Here is a 19,140-nt window from a genome sequence, read left to right as displayed (position 1 = left end):
TACGTTATCTTTACTCACCTGCAGAAACGCCTGTGCGATAGGCTGTCTATTAGCGGTATTGACAAAATTATAATCTGTCAGTATATCACCTACCTGCTCCCACTGTCCTGATGTATTTCTCTTTTTAACCACCATCCCGCTCGTATTCGTGAAAACGGCATAAGGTACTTCTACCCCACCTTCTACACGTCCAACAACGGCCCCATAAGCACTTGCGACATCGGATAGCTCCTCTTCAGATCCCAACAACTCCCAGATATTTTCGTTTGTATTACCCTCGACAACAATACCTAGGTCTTTTAGCCGCTGGTAAACAATTTTTGCAGTCTCCGTTGCACCTTCTTTGCTGGTATGCAAGGCATCACCCGGGAAATACGCGTTTACAGCTGGCTGCCCCATGAAATCATACAAATCTGCAACCAGATTGTGCAAGTCCATAAAATCTGCATTTTCCTCTGTGGCAATCTGTCTTGCCCATAGCGCGTATTCTTCTACATCTCTAGCAACAAATTCTTCATTCCAGTAATTCTTAGGTACGGGCGAAACTACTACAACTCTTACATCTTTCTTTTTCGCTTCCTGTACCATCTGACGCAGATACCATCCGTAAGTATGAACTACTTCCTGTTCGCCAGATGTACGAACGACAGTACGGGTATCATTCCCGATACCTTTCAAGCTGGATTTCCCGTCGCCTGTAACGGAACCGACATCGTTATGTCCAAACTGCAATAACAGAACTTCGCCCGCTGCCAAACTTTCCAATACCATTGGAAAATTATCCCTATAAAAGGTACGGCTACTGGTGCCCGCTTCAGCTTGATTATCGATATTGACCGCAGCGCCTCCGTACAGCTGTTTCAATACGGTGCCCCAGCCCCATAATGTTGCATTGTCTCGATCTTCTTGTCCGCTCTGTACGGTCGAATCTCCAATCAGTACAATGCGATTTCCATCCGCTGCCATAAAGGCCAAAGAAATAGCCGTGATAAAAGAAATTATTCCCAACCAAAGAAATCGTTTCATAATTAAGTTAGATTTAGTATTAAACAAGTAAATAATTGAATAAAAAGTATCGATCTTAGTATTTCATTCTTATCTCAATCACCAGAAATAAGAATATACGTCACAAAAATCATTTAAAAAACATAGCCTGATTTATAAGGTTAAAAGCTCAAACAAAAATTATACATTAGAAGTCAACTCTCCTATCGGACAAAATACGCAATGATATAGCTCGTTAAGATTTTCATGTCTTATTGGTTTTGCATAAATTGGTTAAACTTACTGAGACGAATATATCTACTTTATTGCATCCCCGCAACCTGCGCTATCCTGATAAAAAGCTATAAAAAGAAGGCAAAATGCTATAACGTCAAAAAAACACTTGCTAAAAAGGGCGCTAAACGCTTTTAATGAAAATAAAATTTATCATAAAAAAAGATATCGGAATGGACAGGACAGCACACGTTGCAAAAATCGATCATCAAAAACAACTTTATATCAATAAATTACAAACATAAATCGGTTACACTTGATCAATTTGTATTCACTATATAACCCTTAAAAACAAAATCTATGAAAAAACTAATTTTGGTTTCATATACTATGTATGACCCCAACAATTTTTGCACAAAGAATGGAGTGGCAGGTTAATTCCCATCCGGTTTAACCACAGAATTTTTAATGCTAAGCGGCCAATACCAGTCTTGGAAGGCATCGGGCTTTGCAGGTTCGTATCTGCTGAAATCAGTCACATATTTCTTTAGTGCGATATCGTTCGAAACAATACCCTGCAACACCATCTTCGCAATCTGATAAGCACCGTAGGTATTGAAATGGGTATTGTCTTGCAGGGCTTCCGTTTGGTTTGGGAAGGTATTAGCGGGATAATGCACCAATGCATTTTTCGATCCTTCTACACCTAATGCGGTGTAAAAATTAGAGGTCATCTCGTTAAGATCAATTAGCGGGACTTGCAGCTCTGCCGCTACCTTGCGCGCCGCATCGGGAAAATCTCCTAGCGTATGTATCAGTGTGCCATTTGCATCGAAAGATCGTCTTGCTGTCGAGGTAACAATAACGGGCACCCCGCCTTTCGATCGAAATTCGTCGACAAAAAGACGCAAACGCTCGGAATAGGATTTATAAGCCCCTGCATTTTCACCCTTTTCTTTCTGATCATTGTGACCAAATTCGACAAATAAATAGTCTCCGGGTTTGGCGACGGATAAGATCTTTTCCAACCTCCTTGAAGAGAGAAAAGATCCTAATGAAAGGCCCGATTCGGCATGATTAGCAACGGCGACATGTGTATCAAAAAACCTCGGGATGATCTGCCCCCAGGATGCCCAGGGTTCATCTTCCTGATTGACAACTGTAGAGTTTCCGGCTAAGAATACGGTAACTGCATCGTTTACTTTCTCAATCCGAATACGTTCGATATGATTTTCGCCCTGAAATTCTAAGGTCAATTTATTATCCCAATCTAACTTTTCGACTTCTCTGGGTTTCTTTAAGCCGACAACTCTACCGGCACTGATCTCAGGGCTCTTGATATGCACTACGAAGGAGCGTTGAAGACCGGTTTTATGGTCGATCTTTTCATTTTCCAACTGCAAGCGTCTGGATTCGGATCGCACTGTACTGATATAGGTTTTGCCGATATTCTTGTAGGTTATCGTTATTTTATAATTCCCTTCGGGCACCTGCGCCGAAAAATAAAACGGCTTATTGCTGGATAGGTAGCCTTTCTTGCCTTTAACTATAGCTAAATTGCCTTCGGTTCCGAGATCGAAACCATAACCTGCCTTGGACTCATAAACAAGCGGATGCTTAATGGTAATCTGTGACCTGCTGTTCTTGGAAAATGAAAAATCCATTAGTATTTCGCTTGCTTGTACATAGGCTGTACCAAGTAACATCATAAGGAGTAAACCTATTGCTTTTCGGGTAGTAACTAAGTTCATAATCTTTTAAAACATTAAATAAGGTACGATTGGGTAATGTTTAGTATAGCGAAATTAGCTGGTTTATCCGAGTTTCGCAACCTGAACCGTCCTGCACAATCAATGGTCGTCTCCCTCAGGGAAATTAAAGCAAAAAGTTTGAAAAGATCGCCACACCATCGTGCCTCAGGTTCGCGATGACGGGCTTATGGACTACATTACTGCGCGGAAAAATCGACGAAGCCTGCCTACCACAGTAAACAGGCTCTAACCTTAATGTCGTCGCGAGGAAGAATGATGTGGCGATCTACGTTCTGGCACAGTTTGATCTGATCACTATCGTGTCGCGGATTTATGCGATTGATGAAATCAGGATCTACCTCTAAAATACCGTAATTCTATAATATCATTTGGAATCGGGTGGCTGTTCCAATGCTGATGTATAACTAAGGCTGCTCCTATTGCCGTGGCTTGTGCCATCGAGGCGGCATATACTTCGGCATCGGTAAATTCCCGTGCAAGTAAAGTCATATAAATATTATTCTTACTAAAGCCACCGTCCACAAAGATCCTTTTTACATGCTGCGAGGATAAAATCAGTCGGGTAGAATCGACCTGTGCATTCACGAGATCGATAATCAGACCGTGATAGGCTTCTACAACGTCTGTATATTGATTTAATTCTCTTTTGGAGAAGGTATCTAAATTCCTGGACGGATTTTCTTCTTTTAGCTTATCGATGATAGACCAATCGATTTCTATGCTTTTGAAACGGGCGGTAGTCGTACCGAAATGTTCGGCGATACGTTTGGTCTGAACTTCGTGTTCGTAGCCGGCAAATAACCGGGAAGCTTTGACAGGTGTACCAGCGTAGGTTAGGTAAAAAAGACAGTCCTTATCCAATTGTTCCTTAGTAAGCGGACTATCGTTAAACGGATTCAGTGAAATGCACCATGTGCCTGTCGATATAAGGACAAAAGGTTCATGAAAGTTGAGCAAATACGGGATTAATGCCGATGAGCTATCGTGCAATCCAACACCGACCTTGTAGGTACTCCCCGGAAAGGTGGCTGGAAAAACCTCGTCTCCCTGTACAATGGGCGCAAGCTTTTGTGCAATTCCAGTATCTTTTACCCATTGATGGTAATCTTTCGCATCAAAATCCCACAGCGCGGTATGACAACCGATGCTGGTCATATCCGAATACATCTGTCCGGAAACCAAAAAACTCAAATACTGGGGCAAATGTACGGCATATTTCATCCGCTCAAATACGTCGGGTTTCTCTGCTTTAATGCGATATACCTGAAGCCCTGAATTGAGGCTACCTAATGAAGGGGAAGCTGTAGTTAATGAAAACTGTTCAACTCCCCCATACTTTACATGAAGGTCTTTCTCTAATTCCTGGGGGTATTGTTTAAGGTAGTTATAGAGTGGCGTAAGTGGGTGTCCGCTCTCATTGAGGTACACAAAACTTGCGCCATATGATGTAAAATTGATGGCCTTGATATCAAACTCCGTACGTCGAAATACTTCGTGCAGCGAATCAAATACGGAAAGCCTTAAGCTTTCCAGATTTTCACAAGGATCGCCGTCTTCATCTTCTGTTTCTAAAAAGCGAGCCGATTTCTCAAATACAATCTGATAATGTTCGTTGAATAAAAAAAGCTTCTTATTTGTCTTACCTACATCAAAAATTGCAACAACCGGAATGCGCATAATAAATTAAAAAGTAAAAAATCAAAAAATTAAAACCGCTATAAACCTGTAGCAACAGAATTACTACCTCTTTCTTCTATCAATTTGGTTCTTACTGCTGCTTCTTCAAATAATCCTACCGGATTCAAGGCACCACCACTTCTCAGTCTGGCTTCGGCAACGATCGAACGTACATCTGTACGGAAAACACCTTGTAATATTTCTTGTGCTTTTACCACGTCGTTGGCTTGCTGTGCAGCCCTTAACGCTTTGCGATCTACCATCAACGCCTGTGTATAGGCAATCTTAATTGCTTCGACGGATTGCAACAAATCCACTAAGGGATCCTTCAGGTTGTGCGAAGCATCAATCATCCATCCCAGCCCTGTCGCGTGATCGATTCCTGCTGCGTCCATACCATCAACTAATTCATTGAAAATCAAAAATAGTTGGTATGGCTTGATACTGCCTGCTGTCAAATCATCGTCAGCATACTTGCTGTCGTTAAAATGGAATCCGGCTAATTTACCTTCCATCAATAATAAGGAAACGATCTGCTCGATATTTGCATTGGGTAAATGGTGTCCTAAGTCGACTAAGGTATACGCTTTATCTCCTAATTTATTTGCTAGCAATAAGGACTGTCCCCAATCGGCAATGGTCGTAGAATAAAAATTAGGTTCGAATGCTTTGTACTCGACAAACATTTTCCAATCTTCCGGCAGATGTTTATAAATTTCTTTTAGACTTTCTAGGGTATTTTGAAATGCTTCCCTGAAATTCAACTGTCCAGGAAAAGAAGAGCCGTCGGCCAACCACACGGTAAGTGCTTTTGAATCCAGGGCGATACCATGCTTGATCACCTCAATATTGTGATCAACGGCTTGTTTTCGCACTGTGGGATCTACGTGTTGCAACGAGCCAAATTTGTAGCTGTATTCTTGCCCTGGTTGATCCTGGAAGGTATTGGAATTAACGGCATCAAACACCAAATCATATGATGCAGCAAGGTCTTTTATTTTATCAGCATCTTTTGGAATATCCCATGGAATGTGCAATGAGATAGCACCACTCGATTTATTTAATGCATGCAACAAACCTACATCTTCAATTTTCTGTTCTAAAGAAGAAGGTTCGCCTTTGCCTGTAAAGCGTCCGAATCGTGTACCACCGGTACCTAACGCCCAACTTGGAATAGCAATCTGAAATTGCTGTACCTTTTCCAAAAGTGCTTCTACGTCGGAAACCTCTTCGGAAATATAATTAAAAGCACGGCGATGCTTCGCTTCAAGCTTTTGGTTATGCTGATCTATTACTTGTTGTTCTATTCTCATTTTTCAAAGTAAAAAGTTAAAATTCAAAAGTTAAAAACTTCACTCTTTAAAAGTAAAAAGTTATACTTTTTATTGGTAAATAAAGGTGCTGGAAAATAAAAACTATTTCCAACACCTAAAACAAACAAAAATGAATTATCTTGTAAATGCCATGGCTACACCGCCATCGACATTCAATACGTTTCCTGTTGATTTACTCAGCAGGCCTCCGGTAAAGGCAAAGCATGCATTCGCGATATCATCTGGTAGAATTATTTCGTTCAATAAGGTGCGCTTAGCATAATATCCAGGAAGTTCTTCGACCGTGATACCATATGCCTTTGCACGACCTTCTGCCCATCCGCCAGCCCAGATATTACTATCTGAAATCACCGCATCTGGGTTTACGACATTAACCCGTATACTTGCGGCACCCAATTCGGCTGCGTTTAATCTACTTAGGTGTAATTGGGCCGCTTTCGCGCTACCATATCCGGCATTATTTGGGCCGCTAACGAGTGCATTCTTACTGACGATGTTAATGATATCACCACCGACACCTTGTGCTTTCATGGTACGGGTAGCAGCTTGGGTCACTAAAAATTGACCTTTTACCAACACATCATACAATAAATCCCAGTCTTTTTGGGTATGATCTTCGATGCTTTTGGAAATGGACAGACCTGCATTATTGACAATGATATCTACTCCGCCAAAAGTCAATGCAGATTTTGCTAATGCTTCTACAATCTGCTCTTCATTGGTTACATCCAATACAGCTGTTGTTACAGCGTCTTTTCCGAAGATACCGATAAACTCCTCTTCGGCCGTAGCTAATCTTTCGGCATTCATATCATTCAAAATGACAACTGCGCCTTCGCTGGCAAATTTCTTAGCAATCGCTTTACCGATCCCACCGGCACTGCCTGTCACTAAAGCTATCTTTCCAGATAATGCTTTTGGTTTTGGCATACGTTGCAATTTGGCTTCTTCGAGCAACCAATATTCAATATTGAAAGCTTCCTGACGTGGCAGCGACGTGTATTCGCTAACAGCTTCAGAGCCTTTCATTACATTGATAGCATTGGTATAGAACTCGGCCGCCACGCGTGCGGTTTGTTTATCTTTCGCAAAAGCAAACATACCTACACCCGGATACAGGATAATCACGGGATTTTTATCACGGATAGCTGGGCTATTATCATGCTTGCATGTCTCGTAATAGTCGGTATACATTTCCCGATAATCTTCGAAAAGCGGAAGAAGTCTAGTCTTGATGGCTTCGGCATCACTTAAATCTTCCTCTTTATCTAAATTCAAGATTAATGGCTGAATTTTCGTTCTTAAAAAGTGATCTGGACAGCTCGTCCCTAACGGTGCTAATCTTTCCAAATCATTGGAATTGATATATTCTAGTACCTTTTCGTTATCGGAAAAATGACCGATCATATGGCGCTCGCTAGAACAAAAACCTCTTAAAATGGGAGCTAATTTGGCAGCTTGCTGTTGGCGTCCATCTTGTGAAAGACTTTCTACTTTTTGTCCGCCAAAGACCGGTCTATTCTTACCGTAATTTTCTTCTAGATATTCGGCGCAGGTCTCAATAACATCCAACGAATTCACATAGCTTTCGTAAGCCGTATCACCCCAGGTGAATAAACCATGAGAGCCCAACATAATACCGCGGATCCCTGGATTTTGCGCTAAACAATCGCGTAACTGCAATCCGAGATCAAATCCCGGCTTTTGCCAATCTACCCATCCAATCGTACCGTTGAATAGATCGTGCGTGATTTGCTTTCCATCTTTTGCCGCTGCTATGGCGATGGCTGCATCGGGATGTAAATGGTCAATATGATTAAAAGGTAAAAATCCGTGTAAAGGCGTATCAATGGAAGGCGCTTTAGAATCCAAATCAAAGATACAGTGATTGAATAGCTCCACCATTTCGTCTTCGTGCTCGATGCCTCTGTATACTTTTTCGAGGTTGCGTAAGCGCTCGACGTACAAAGCTGCAAGGCCTGATTTTTTTAACGTCCCGATATCGCCACCCGACCCCTTGATCCACATCACTTCTACCTCCGCACCTGTCAACGGATCCTTGTCTATAAGCTTGCATGAGGTATTACCACCACCATAGTTGGTAATTCTTAGGTCAGACCCCAGTAGATTAGAACGATACAATAACAAGGCAACTTCATCTCCTTCAAGCGCTTTTGCTTTTTGTTCGTCCCACAAATAGTTTACGTGTTTATATGTTTTCACACCAATATAATTTTAAAAGTTATTATTCCAATGTCTTTGCAAATCCAACAATACAGATGGATAAAATGATGACAGCAATACCAGCTATAATAGAGCGATAGGTAGCTTTACTCACGCCTTTCCATTCTTTCAGGAATACACCCCATGCATTTGAAATCAAAATGATAAATGCCATGTGTAGGATCCATGAACTTGCTCCGTTTCCTAATCTACTCTCGCCCATACCGTAGAAAAAAAACTGCAAATACCATGTTGTACCTGCTAATGCACACAGTAAGAAATTCTTACGCAATGGCGCTGAAGATTTCTTATAATCTGAAAATGTTCTATTCTTAGCCAGTAGATACAGGCACCAAATGAAATTTGTCGTAAACCCTCCCCAAAGTATCACGATATAAGTTACATTATTTTGGTATAGAAATTCTCCTTCATTGGGATTAACTGATTTCCAAAGTTGATTGGCAACTTCTGCCATCGGTTTACCCGATTCTATACCAAAGTTAAAACAGGCACTCAATATTCCGGAGATAATAGCTACGGTAATACCCATGCCAAATTTATATTCCAACTGTGCCTCACCAGATAGGTTAGCAAGGCCTCTTTCTTTTAACACCCCGGCTTTTCCACAGAAATAAATACCTAGAATACAGATTAATAAACCAACCATTACGCAGATACCTGCATTGGTGGTAAAAAAATAATCTATACCATGCTTACCCTCTGCTTTATTGAAAAAATAATAAATCGCGGGCATGAGTGAACCAAAAACCATGCTTAATCCCAAAATCACACTACTCCCTAAGGAAACGCCGAGATAACGTACTCCCAATCCATAGGTAAGGCCCCCGATACCCCATAACAAACCGAATAAAAAGGTATATCCCAAAATACTTGAATCCGTATTTTGGATAATCTCTACAAAATTCGGAATTGTCAAATACGCTGCAATAGGCGGGACGATGATCCAAGAAAATAAACCACCAAGTATCCACATGGCCTCCCAAGACCAGTCCTTTACTTTCTTGTAAGGCACGTAGAAGCTTCCTGATGCAAACCCTCCGATAAAATGAAAAATTACTCCTGCTATTGCGTTCATAAATTACTTTTAAATAATTATAGATTTATAAATGTGTTCTAAGATAAAACATTCTATTCATACAACTGTTATGAACTGTCATGTTAGGGTTTCTCTATATCTACACAAAATAATCAGACTTGACGAGGCAAATTATCAACTGTATCAAAAAATTATTAGGCCGGAATATTACCACAGATCAGGTGCGTTTCCATTTGCCTTACGCCATTCATGCCGCCACTTATGCAACTCATTATATGTATGCACAGGTTTCGGTTTACGTTGTTCCTTATTTGGGGTAGCCGGTACCGCAGCAACTTCTTTTTGATACCAATACGCCACACTCGCCAAATCGAGCGTCAACTGATTATTGTGACCATGTTCTATTGTAAATTTGAGTGCTGTATCAAAATAAATAGGGTCGGAAATATGAAATCTGTACATATGTGTACGTCCCAACCAACCTATATTTTTGTTGACCCGCGGATAGCCAAAGTAGGGATGTACAAAATACGTATCTGGACACCAAGCAGTGTTGAAATAATCTTCTGTCCCTGTCCCTTTCAATGTCGGTTGATCCGCTCCATCAATAAAAATCATATCATCTCCTTCTCCATACCAAAAAGGTGTAGGTGAATGGACATAATAGTTGACTCCCACAAAATGGCCTTTACCTTTAATGTCAGCAATAAGATAATTCTCTTTACCCGTTAGATTTGATCCCGGTTCTTCAAAAATACCCCATTCATTTTCTCCATTTTCCCCGGCATGTGTCAATTCTTTATTATACCACGCATGAAATCTCCCCGTATTCTTAGGCAGCTTATTCATCTCGACGTAATCGACATAGAAGTAAAAGGCATCGATGGTTTTTCCGGTTTGATTTTCGATCTCTATGCGCGCGCCTTTCTCAAATGGCATCGCAAAATAAGAGACGAGACTACGCCCTTCTTTAGGGCCTGCTACGAGCGGCAAAGCTGCATATTCGTAAGCCTCTTCCCAACCCTGTCCAAAAAATGGACCCAATGGACTAAGTACGGACGGTTTGTCACTTCCATCCCAATACATTTTGATAATCACATCATTTCTGCTGATTTTTTCCGGCTCTGGTGCCAAGGTGATCCAGATATGATTGATAATACCCGCTCCCTTTATATCCATAAGCACACGGGATGTACCATCTTCGATTTTCAAAAAAGAATCCGCATTTCCTCCCGTTGTATCATAACTGCTCACTCTTTTCGTTTTGACCCCCTCCTTTATCGTAGCTAACCCAATTAAATCGTTCGAAAATTCTTGTGCATATCCTATATGTCCAATCAAGAGTAGGAGGAGAAATGTCTTTATTCTACGTGCTGGAAAAACAATTTTTAAATCTAAATACCTCATATTATCATGGATGTTACTGCGTTGTGCATTATCGAAGCACGTTACTACTCGATATCACGCTGAGCCTGTCGAAACGCGACTGGTCTATCCGTCGACGAGCTCTGGATGAACATATCGATAATGTCTGTACTTAGCTTGTAAAAGTACTCAGATAGTAAATCTCCTCCGTAATAAACAACGCCTTATGTTAATGTTTTTATACTTACTTCTTCTCTGGAACCAAAATCGCCGATACAACATGCGCGTACCATCTCGCCAAATAATCATTGGGGTGATTGATATTATTGGCTATCATATCTTGATAGGACTTGTAGTCCAGCAACCATTTGTGCCACGCCGTAACATCAGCTACCGCAGTACCAGGTTTAACCAAGTTTAAGACAGGAATCCGATAGCTTTCTTGACTTTTGCTGTGGATGGCAAGTGGATTGGCGAGCATCGGGGTCACGATAATAAACTCACAGTTCGGATTTTTTTGGGAGGTGATATCCATTATTTTCTGAAGCTGTGCGATGAATTCAGTTTCAGGCACACCAAAAGTCCCATCATTCATACCAAAAGCAATAACGACCAAATCCGGCTTTTCATTCGCTACACGCTCTTCCACATTTTCTACCCCCCATTGCGCCACCATACCTCCTTTAGCATTATTGACGTATGTGATTTCAGAGGAATACGTAGACCGTAGATTGTGAACCACCAATTGTGTCCAATTCGGCATAAAAGGCTTAACACCCAAATAGCCACTCGTATTGCCACCGACTTCTATACTATTGCCATAAAAAACAATTTTCAGGGGTTCGCCACGTTTCAGTTTCTGAGAGGTCCTCTTGAGTTTACCGTGGATTTTTTGATCGTACAGTTTCGGCGGCTGAGGAGAAAATGCGCCCTTTCGCTCTGGCACGTAGGTCACCGCCAGTTGGTACGAAGGAAATAGTTTGTGTTCATCATACAGCACAAAATAGCCACTATCTTTTGCCAATTGGTAGTACCCTTCTTTCTTCTTGTCCTCTTTAAAAAGCAATTCATCATCCCGCAAAAATGGAATAGGAGAATTGTCGGTCAGCACAATCTCGCGACCATTGACCACCCAATCTTTACCTTCTCGGTATTCCTTTTCCAGATAAACATCTTGTATTTTCAATACCTTCTTAGCCGGAAATAACAAATGACCGATAGCTCCCTTTTCAGACTTACTGATGGGCAATATCAGTTCATGGACAATGGTATCCGCCTTCATAAAAGGGACAAGATAATCCTTCAGTGAGATGTAAGCAGGCCAATGTAAATTTATGGTATCTACATTCACCTGGGCATAGGCACTACTCAAAAAAGAGCAGGACGCAGCTAACAAACAAGCAGCTATAATCTTTTTTAACATAATCTATCTAATGATTTATTTAAGTTTAACAATATAGAGATTACCATCTCCAGCCATAAAATCCTCCGTAAATTGGTTCGAAGCATCGACAGGTATAATTCTCTCAACACCAGTATCTTTTTCAAGGACCTTGAGCGACTCAACATTGCCTGTTATTTTCAAGGTGACAGACTTCGCTACCGCATAATCCTCCGTGCGATTCCAGTTTCATAAACGTAATGCCCAATTTCTTCATTTCCTTATTCAGCTGTTGAAGTACATGAATATTTATTGTACCTACGGCGTCAAAATAGCCGATACGATATGTGCGTACCACCTCGCCAAATAGTCATTGGGGTGATTGATATTGTTTGAAGTCATATCTTGATAGGATTTGTTTTGCAACAACCATTTATGCCAAAGGGTAACGTCCGCCACTGCAACGCCTTTTGTGGCTAAATTTAACATCGGAATACGATAGCTTTCCTGACTCTTACTATGAATAGCAAGGGGGTTCGCCAGCATTGGCGACACTAAAACAAACTCACAGGCTGGATTTTTCTTTTTTGTAATGTCCATGATCCGCTGCAACTGTCCGATAAAATCCGCCTCCGACACACCAAAAGTCCCATCATTCATCCCAAACGCAATAACCACCAAATCAGGATTTTCATTCGCCACACGCTGTTCCGCATTTTCCACTCCCCATTGGGCCACCATGCCTCCTTTAGCATTATTGATATAGGATATTTCAGAAGAATACGTCGATCTTAGTTGATAAACCACCAATTGAGTCCAATTGGGCATAAAAGGCTTGACTCCCAAATAACCACTCGTATTCCCCCCCACTTCTATACTATTCCCGTAAAAGACAATCTTCAGTGGATCTCCCTGTTTCAATTTTTGTAAGGTACGCTCCAGTTTACCGTGTATCTTCTCATCATACACCTTTAATGGTTGATCAGGAACAGTGTGTCCCCGATCTGGTATATAAGTCACCGCTAACTGATGTAAAGGGAAAAGTCGGTGCTCGTCATAAAGCACAAAGTAGCCAGGCTCCTTAGCCTCCTGATAAAACCCTTCCATTTTTTTATCTGCTCCAAAAAGCAATTCAGCCGATCGTAGAAACAACATAGAAGATTGTGCCGTAAGCGTGATTTCACGGCCATTGACTACCCAGTCTTTGTGCTCTTGGTATTCCTTTTCTAAATAAACATCCTGGACCTTCAATATCTTCTTCGCAGGAAACAACAAATGTGCAGAAGCATTGCTTTCCGTCTGCTTAATCGGCAATATCAGTTCATGAACAATCGTATCTGCCGCTGTAAAAGGAACCAAATAATCCTTCAATGAAATGTAGGCCGGCCAATGTAAATGTATGGTATCTACCCCAGCCCCTCCGGATGCAGGATTCTCAGTTTCTTCTTGTGGTCGCTCTTCCGGACGCACGGCTAGTCCCCTTAGATCCTTTTTAGCACATCCGATCATAATCAAACCACTAAAAAAGAGGTAAAATAAGTGTCCGAAAAGTTTTGTTCTTATGCCCATCAGCTTTTTCATATTAAAAATCCTTTAAAGTTTAATTGTATTAAATCCAGGACTTAGTTCGATCTGCGTGTTCTCCCAAAAGAATACACCTGTAATTCCAATAGGCAATTCTATCGTCCCTTCAATGCCTTTACGCCCTTTTCTCTTTAGGTCGAAAGGGATCGCTCCACTCGGATGAATAGCCTTTCCTTTTACCGTAGACAATCTTCCCAGATGAGGTTGCACCTTCACCTTTTTATATCCAAAATCCATCGGCTCGATACCACAAACCGTAGTCATAAAATCAACCAACGGATGTGCGCTCCAAGCATGGCAATCCGATCGTGTCGGTTCTGGCGTCTCCGCGAATGTCGTTAGACCTAGCTCCAACATGTTTTCCCAAGGGGCTAAAAAATCTAGATAGTTGTCCGCTAAGCCCGCTTTCTTGACCGCTTGGAATACATAAAACTTAAAGTAAAGAGAGGCTTCCAACACCGTTCCGTCTGTGTTCATCACCTTATTCATGACACCTCTTTGCTGCTTTTCAGTAAACATACCTACCAAGGTCGCTAGCGCATTGGCGTGCTGACTAAAAGAATTCCTTTCAGGAGAATCTGCCAACAAACCTTTGGTCGGATCCCAACACAACGCATATATGCTGGATTTCATCTTCGCAGATACATTTGCATAGTACGCCGCCTTATCTTTTTGCCCCAAAGCATGAAAAATATCCACCGCCTTTTCCAAGCCCAAGACATACAATAAGGACAACACGGATGAGTGACCGTCAAACGTGCCCGGAGGCGTTCCACCAATCGGTAACTCTGCTTTCCACGGACCAAAAGACCAATCGACAAAGTTCCAATAATCCATCTGCCCGAGCATACCATTCGGTTGGGTATTATCCTCAAACCATTTCAAGATATGCGTTATCGTCTGCACTTGCTCTGCGCTATATGCGGCATCATCACGATACATCATGTAATCGTGCACCATAGCGATCCAGAACAACGAAAACCCCGGTATAATCTGATATTCTGACGAAGGATATCGACTTTGCGTCAAGCCATTGGGCATCGTTGACATTTTAAAATGTGCTATAGCCGCCTTCACCAAGCGATCATCGGTTGTCAAATTAAGCGAAATCAATGCCTGTACCCTCGTGTCGCCTATGTATTGCAATTGTTCATAATATGGACAATCGTAATATAGCTCTCCGGCGCATAAGCGTGTCGTGCGCCATCCCACCTGCCATATCTCCTCCAATAGCCTGTCCTCGCTCTCAAACACGGCTGTCCTTTGAAACGGATAGGCTGAAAAATAACTGTATACATCCTCCAAAACCAACGGATCGTCTTTTGTTTCTATCGCCAATTCGACATAACGGAATGTCCGCAACCACAGGGGTTGAAACGTGCGTGCATCTGCGCCATCTGCAACATAAGTATCTTGCAACATATCGGGCATTTGCTTACCAATGACAATATCCCTATTCCCTTTGACACCTTGAGCGTCGACCAAAGCCTCCGCATAAGCCAACTTTATCAAACTTCCTTTTCCTTTTGAAACGACTATCTCGGGATAGGCCGTCGTCAATATGCCCCGATCCAATAAAATCTTTACTTTAGTATATGCAGGGATGACCATAGCCTTAAATCCCTTTTCAATATTTGTTTTTGCCTTTTTTCCCTCGTGATCTAAGAGATGTACAAAATATTCTTTTTTATAGTCCAACTGAGGGATTGTCCTTGGAGTTAAAGCCCAGTCCCAACCACTTGTCTTCCCCTTGGGTGTCCCACGTCCCAATAAACGGGGTTGCAACCAGGACTGATCATCATAGCCCAGATTCTGCCATGCGAAAGGATACAAACGACCATCCACGACTTCATTGGGCCCTACGGTTGTGTATACTGCAAAACCCTTCGGCGTTTCATACGCTTGATTCACGTAGACCTTCCAATCGGCTCCTGTACTCAAAAAGCTTTCCCTCTTGGAATTGCCCTGCAAAATAAACGCTGTTTTATTCGTAATTTGAGCCATTGGTGCAAATTCAGCGAAATTCCAGATCACCGCAGCCACGACATTTTCGCCTTGTTTTAAATACGGTGCTAAATCATACGTGTCAAAGAACCAATTATTCAAATCGCCCCTTGCCGGCCCTTTACCTACTTCTTCGCCATTGACATATAATCTATACCTATTGTCTGCACTGACGTGTACCAAAAACTCCTGATCAACCGCTGTCAACTGAAAAGTTTTACGAAGATGAAGCACCTGAAAATCCTTTAATGAGATCCCTGGGGCCGTTATCCATTGTGCATCCCATTTCTTATGTATAATAGCAGAGTCAATAGAAGGCGGCACAGCGTACACATTCCCATTCGGGCGAAAAAACAAGAATAAATGGAGAAGAACTAGAATCCTATACATCGTTATTTAAATTAGGTGAAGCTTCGGCTGCAACCTAGGCTATAATCTGTACACACAGGTGTATTTAAACTCGTCTGACACATTTCTTGAAAAAATTAGCGCAATAAAGGATTTTGTAAATCCGTTAGCGGGAAATTAACCTCTCTTCCCAACGGCTGACCATTACGATACGTGATCACCCGAATATGCGATGCTCCTTTTGGCACCTTCAAAGGATTCTTGTCGTATTTTTCCGAGAATTTATCCGCGATCGTACCATCAAAATTGTAATAAATATCCGCGTCAGGATACTCCGAATCTAGCTTGACCAACCACTCATCCGTCGTCTTATCGTGTACGCCTGTTATGATCGCATTTTTAAAACTTGTGGCATAATTTACCTCCGCAGCAGCAAATCTCGGTAAGTGATTTTCGACTTTAACCAAAAAATCTGGCCAGCTATGTTTACTTTTCGGTGACCAAAAAACCTCTGACAGTGCCAACGCTCTCGGCCATGTCATATACTCCAGGTGACGGTCGTTTGGAATACTTTCTGCCCACAGATTGCCCTGCCCACCTAAGATGAATTCCTCTTTGGCTCCTTGAGGCACGATATCAAAATTGTAGCAGTGCTTTAGTCTAACAATGCCGCCGATGATACTGAACGGTTCTGAGGATGGGTCTCCCTGGTAAAAATCCAAATACGTTTCCCAATCGGGAGTCATGACCACATTTCGACCTTCTTGTGAAGACTTAATACCTGCTCCGTTACCTTGCCAGCTGTAGACAGCTGTCTCGGGATCCATCCCTTCCATATAATCTCCATACCAACAGATCATTTTCTTCCCTTTGGACTGAATGATTTTTTCCATTCTTTTCTGAAAATAGTTTTGCAGTTGGTTGCCCGTACTGATATTTAAGCTTTTCATAAGTTGCTGGCATCCCTCATGCTTATTCCAATAATCATAATTTACCTCATCGGCACCTACATGAATATACTCACCCGGAAACAATGCGGCTACCTGTGTAAAAACACTATCCAACAAATCATACACCGCCTCATTGGAGACACAAAGCACATTATGCTCATGACCGATACCTCTTCCGTTGTTGATCATAAACTGTTCTCCCGAACAGGATAACCATGGGTAAGCAACTATCATGGCTAAGCTATGTCCCGGAACATCGATCTCCGGCAAGATGGTAATGTATCGCTCTTGGGCGTATTGAACGATTTCTTTGATATCCTCTTGGGTATAGTATCCTCCATAGGTCTGCGCTTCATTTTCCTCAGGCATCAGTGAGGCCCATCTTCCTTTACGCTCCGCTCGCCAAGCGCCTACTTCGGTCAACTTAGGATAACCTTTGATCTCTATACGCCAACCATTGTCATCCGTCAGATGCCAATGAAAAACATTCAACTTGTATTTGGCCATTTGGTCGAGATATCCTTTCACAAAATCCTTAGAAAAGAAGTGTCTGCTCACATCCATCATCAATCCTCTCCAGCCAAAGCGGGGATAATCCACAATGTCCACACAAGGCAAATCCCAAGCATTTTTCTGTATCAACGCACCTGCTTCAATCTCCTTTGGAAAAAGCTGCTTGATGGATTGTATACCATTGAAAAGACCGTGTGCAGTATGTGCTTTGAGATGCACCCCTGCCGATGAGATACGCAATTCGTAACCTTCTTTACCCAGCTTAGACTGATCAGATTCGGAACTGATTTCAAAGAAAACCGAATTGTTAACTTTGCTTGACACAGCTTTTGCTATCTGCAGAGCATAGCCAGTCACCGGCGCGATTTCCTTTTGAAAAACGTCAATAATATCTCGAGCCTCTTCATTGTTGTATTTTAGTGTAGTCGAAGCCTGTAGTTTAAAGGTCCCGGCTTTTCTCTCCATATGATGGGGCTCTGGAATGATATGTATATAGGAAACGGCAAAAGTGAGCTTACTGGAAAAGAAAAGCAAGCAGAGTATACTGAAAAAATAAGTTCTCATTGAATTAAATATTAATATGGATTATAAAATAGCGTTACGGGGTAATGGTGACCTTGAAGTTTTTGATTGCTGTAGCCATGACGTACTTATCCGATTTGGTGGGAAGCACAATTTCTGTACCCAACAAAAAACTCACCACTTCATAATTACCCAAATTATCACTCAACGGTCTATCTGGATAATTTTCCTTGATCTCCTTAATGATCTTTGTCATGTCTTCTCGCGTGATACTCCAGCCAAAATATTGAAAATCACTCCAGGCATTCCCTCTGAAAGAGCCTGAGTTTTCCATCTGCGTGATATATCGTGAGCTGCTGCTTAGGATCGTCGGCACCATGACGTTGCCACTGCATTTATCGCAATCATCTACCATAAGCCCCTCATGTGCCGTCCCTCTACTGTCCCAAATTTGGGCACCTATATAGAAAACCGTTCCGTGCACTACATCGCGCAGCGTAAAATTAGGCCCCAAATAACCAATACCATTGGTACCATACCCATTAGCGATGGGCATTTTGGCTTCAAATGACATGTTGAGCGACTTTCTATTATCCGCAAAAGGTCTTATTCTTTTGCTCTGGGAAAATGTCGCATGTAGGGGGTGTACCGGAAAAATCAATGTCCCCGACATCTGCTCTATGATGTCCGGAAATAGGTGTGGCGCATTTATTGCGCCGACAGCATCGCCCGCAGCTTGGAAAGCTGTCGCACCTTTACGCCCGTTGGCTGTAGAGATACTGAATTGAGAGTGTAGAAAAGGGAGTGAACTGGCTACCCCAGTAAATTCACCCATATCCCATGCTGTGATCGGGAAGAAATAGTGTTCACCAGAAGTATAGCGATGCAAAGAATACGCTGTCATCAGCATCCGATCCTCCAACTGATATGCAACCATATTGGGATCCTTGGACACATAGTTTTCTAGGTTGGTGACTATCGGTTGCTCAAACAACACCCGTACTTCAGGCGTTTCTGGTTTATCATTCGGTTGCTTTTCTTTTTGACACGCGAACAATATACCGGTCAACAAGATCAAGCCTTTAAAAAGGACATACATTCTCTTCTTCATAGCTGTATATTTTGAACAAGGATCAAGCAACGCTATCCACAGGCATAGCATAATAGGTCTAGCAGCAAAATCAATGTTGAA

General features: G+C 42.0%; 12 protein-coding genes. All 12 read right to left on the bottom strand.

Annotated elements, in window-relative coordinates:
- A partial coding sequence (locus tag C4F40_RS12855) for a GDSL-type esterase/lipase family protein (protein ID WP_196939789.1) occupies positions 1–1,026 on the bottom strand: 1,026 nt, incomplete at its 3' end.
- A 626-nt stretch (positions 1,027–1,652) separates the two neighbouring features.
- Entirely contained in the window at positions 1,653–2,969 is a 1,317-nt protein-coding gene (locus C4F40_RS12850; protein ID WP_196939788.1) for a rhamnogalacturonan acetylesterase, read from the bottom strand.
- A 348-nt stretch (positions 2,970–3,317) separates the two neighbouring features.
- The gene (locus C4F40_RS12845) at positions 3,318–4,670 is read right to left on the bottom strand and encodes an FGGY-family carbohydrate kinase (RefSeq protein WP_196940408.1); all 1,353 of its coding nucleotides are present in this window, start codon (positions 4,668–4,670) and stop codon (positions 3,318–3,320) included.
- 35 nt (positions 4,671–4,705) lie between these two features.
- Positions 4,706–5,980, bottom strand: coding sequence for a sugar isomerase (locus tag C4F40_RS12840; RefSeq protein ID WP_196939787.1), 1,275 nt, complete (start codon positions 5,978–5,980; stop codon positions 4,706–4,708).
- A gap of 135 nt (positions 5,981–6,115) precedes the next feature.
- A complete protein-coding gene (locus tag C4F40_RS12835; RefSeq protein WP_196939786.1) occupies positions 6,116–8,224 on the bottom strand; it encodes a bifunctional aldolase/short-chain dehydrogenase in 2,109 nt (702 codons plus the stop codon).
- A gap of 22 nt (positions 8,225–8,246) precedes the next feature.
- On the bottom strand, positions 8,247–9,320 hold the full coding sequence (rhaT, locus tag C4F40_RS12830; protein ID WP_196939785.1) for an L-rhamnose/proton symporter RhaT: 1,074 nt from the start codon (positions 9,318–9,320) through the stop codon (positions 8,247–8,249).
- A 168-nt stretch (positions 9,321–9,488) separates the two neighbouring features.
- Positions 9,489–10,688: a glycoside hydrolase family 172 protein gene (locus C4F40_RS12825; RefSeq protein ID WP_196939784.1), complete on the bottom strand. Its 1,200-nt coding sequence runs from the start codon at positions 10,686–10,688 to the stop codon at positions 9,489–9,491.
- A 202-nt stretch (positions 10,689–10,890) separates the two neighbouring features.
- Positions 10,891–12,069 (bottom strand): SGNH/GDSL hydrolase family protein, encoded by a 1,179-nt coding sequence (locus tag C4F40_RS12820; protein ID WP_196939783.1) that lies wholly within the window; start codon positions 12,067–12,069, stop codon positions 10,891–10,893.
- Positions 12,070–12,345: 276 nt separating this feature from the next.
- The gene (locus C4F40_RS12815) at positions 12,346–13,608 is read right to left on the bottom strand and encodes an SGNH/GDSL hydrolase family protein (RefSeq protein WP_196939782.1); all 1,263 of its coding nucleotides are present in this window, start codon (positions 13,606–13,608) and stop codon (positions 12,346–12,348) included.
- 12 nt (positions 13,609–13,620) lie between these two features.
- Entirely contained in the window at positions 13,621–16,005 is a 2,385-nt protein-coding gene (locus C4F40_RS12810; RefSeq protein ID WP_196939781.1) for a family 78 glycoside hydrolase catalytic domain, read from the bottom strand.
- Between the two features lie 95 nt (positions 16,006–16,100).
- Positions 16,101–17,990, bottom strand: coding sequence for a beta-N-acetylhexosaminidase (locus C4F40_RS12805; RefSeq protein ID WP_196939780.1), 1,890 nt, complete (start codon positions 17,988–17,990; stop codon positions 16,101–16,103).
- A gap of 34 nt (positions 17,991–18,024) precedes the next feature.
- On the bottom strand, positions 18,025–19,059 hold the full coding sequence (locus C4F40_RS12800; RefSeq protein WP_196939779.1) for a hypothetical protein: 1,035 nt from the start codon (positions 19,057–19,059) through the stop codon (positions 18,025–18,027).
- Between the last annotated feature and the right edge of the window lie 81 nt (positions 19,060–19,140).

It is taken from the genome of Sphingobacterium pedocola (assembly GCF_015209965.1).
In the GTDB taxonomy this organism is placed as follows: Bacteria; Bacteroidota; Bacteroidia; order Sphingobacteriales; family Sphingobacteriaceae; genus Sphingobacterium; species Sphingobacterium pedocola.
This window is presented reverse-complemented; position numbering and strand designations above follow the sequence as displayed.

Coding starts and splice junctions, on each gene's coding strand:
- C4F40_RS12850 (WP_196939788.1), bottom strand. CDS start 2,969: ATGAACTTAGTTACTACCCGAAAAGCAATAGGTTTACTCCTTATGATG.
- C4F40_RS12840 (WP_196939787.1), bottom strand. CDS start 5,980: ATGAGAATAGAACAACAAGTAATAGATCAGCATAACCAAAAGCTTGAA.
- rhaT (WP_196939785.1), bottom strand. CDS start 9,320: ATGAACGCAATAGCAGGAGTAATTTTTCATTTTATCGGAGGGTTTGCA.
- C4F40_RS12825 (WP_196939784.1), bottom strand. CDS start 10,688: ATGAGGTATTTAGATTTAAAAATTGTTTTTCCAGCACGTAGAATAAAG.
- C4F40_RS12820 (WP_196939783.1), bottom strand. CDS start 12,069: ATGTTAAAAAAGATTATAGCTGCTTGTTTGTTAGCTGCGTCCTGCTCT.
- C4F40_RS12815 (WP_196939782.1), bottom strand. CDS start 13,608: ATGAAAAAGCTGATGGGCATAAGAACAAAACTTTTCGGACACTTATTT.
- C4F40_RS12810 (WP_196939781.1), bottom strand. CDS start 16,005: ATGTATAGGATTCTAGTTCTTCTCCATTTATTCTTGTTTTTTCGCCCG.
- C4F40_RS12805 (WP_196939780.1), bottom strand. CDS start 17,990: ATGAGAACTTATTTTTTCAGTATACTCTGCTTGCTTTTCTTTTCCAGT.
- C4F40_RS12800 (WP_196939779.1), bottom strand. CDS start 19,059: ATGAAGAAGAGAATGTATGTCCTTTTTAAAGGCTTGATCTTGTTGACC.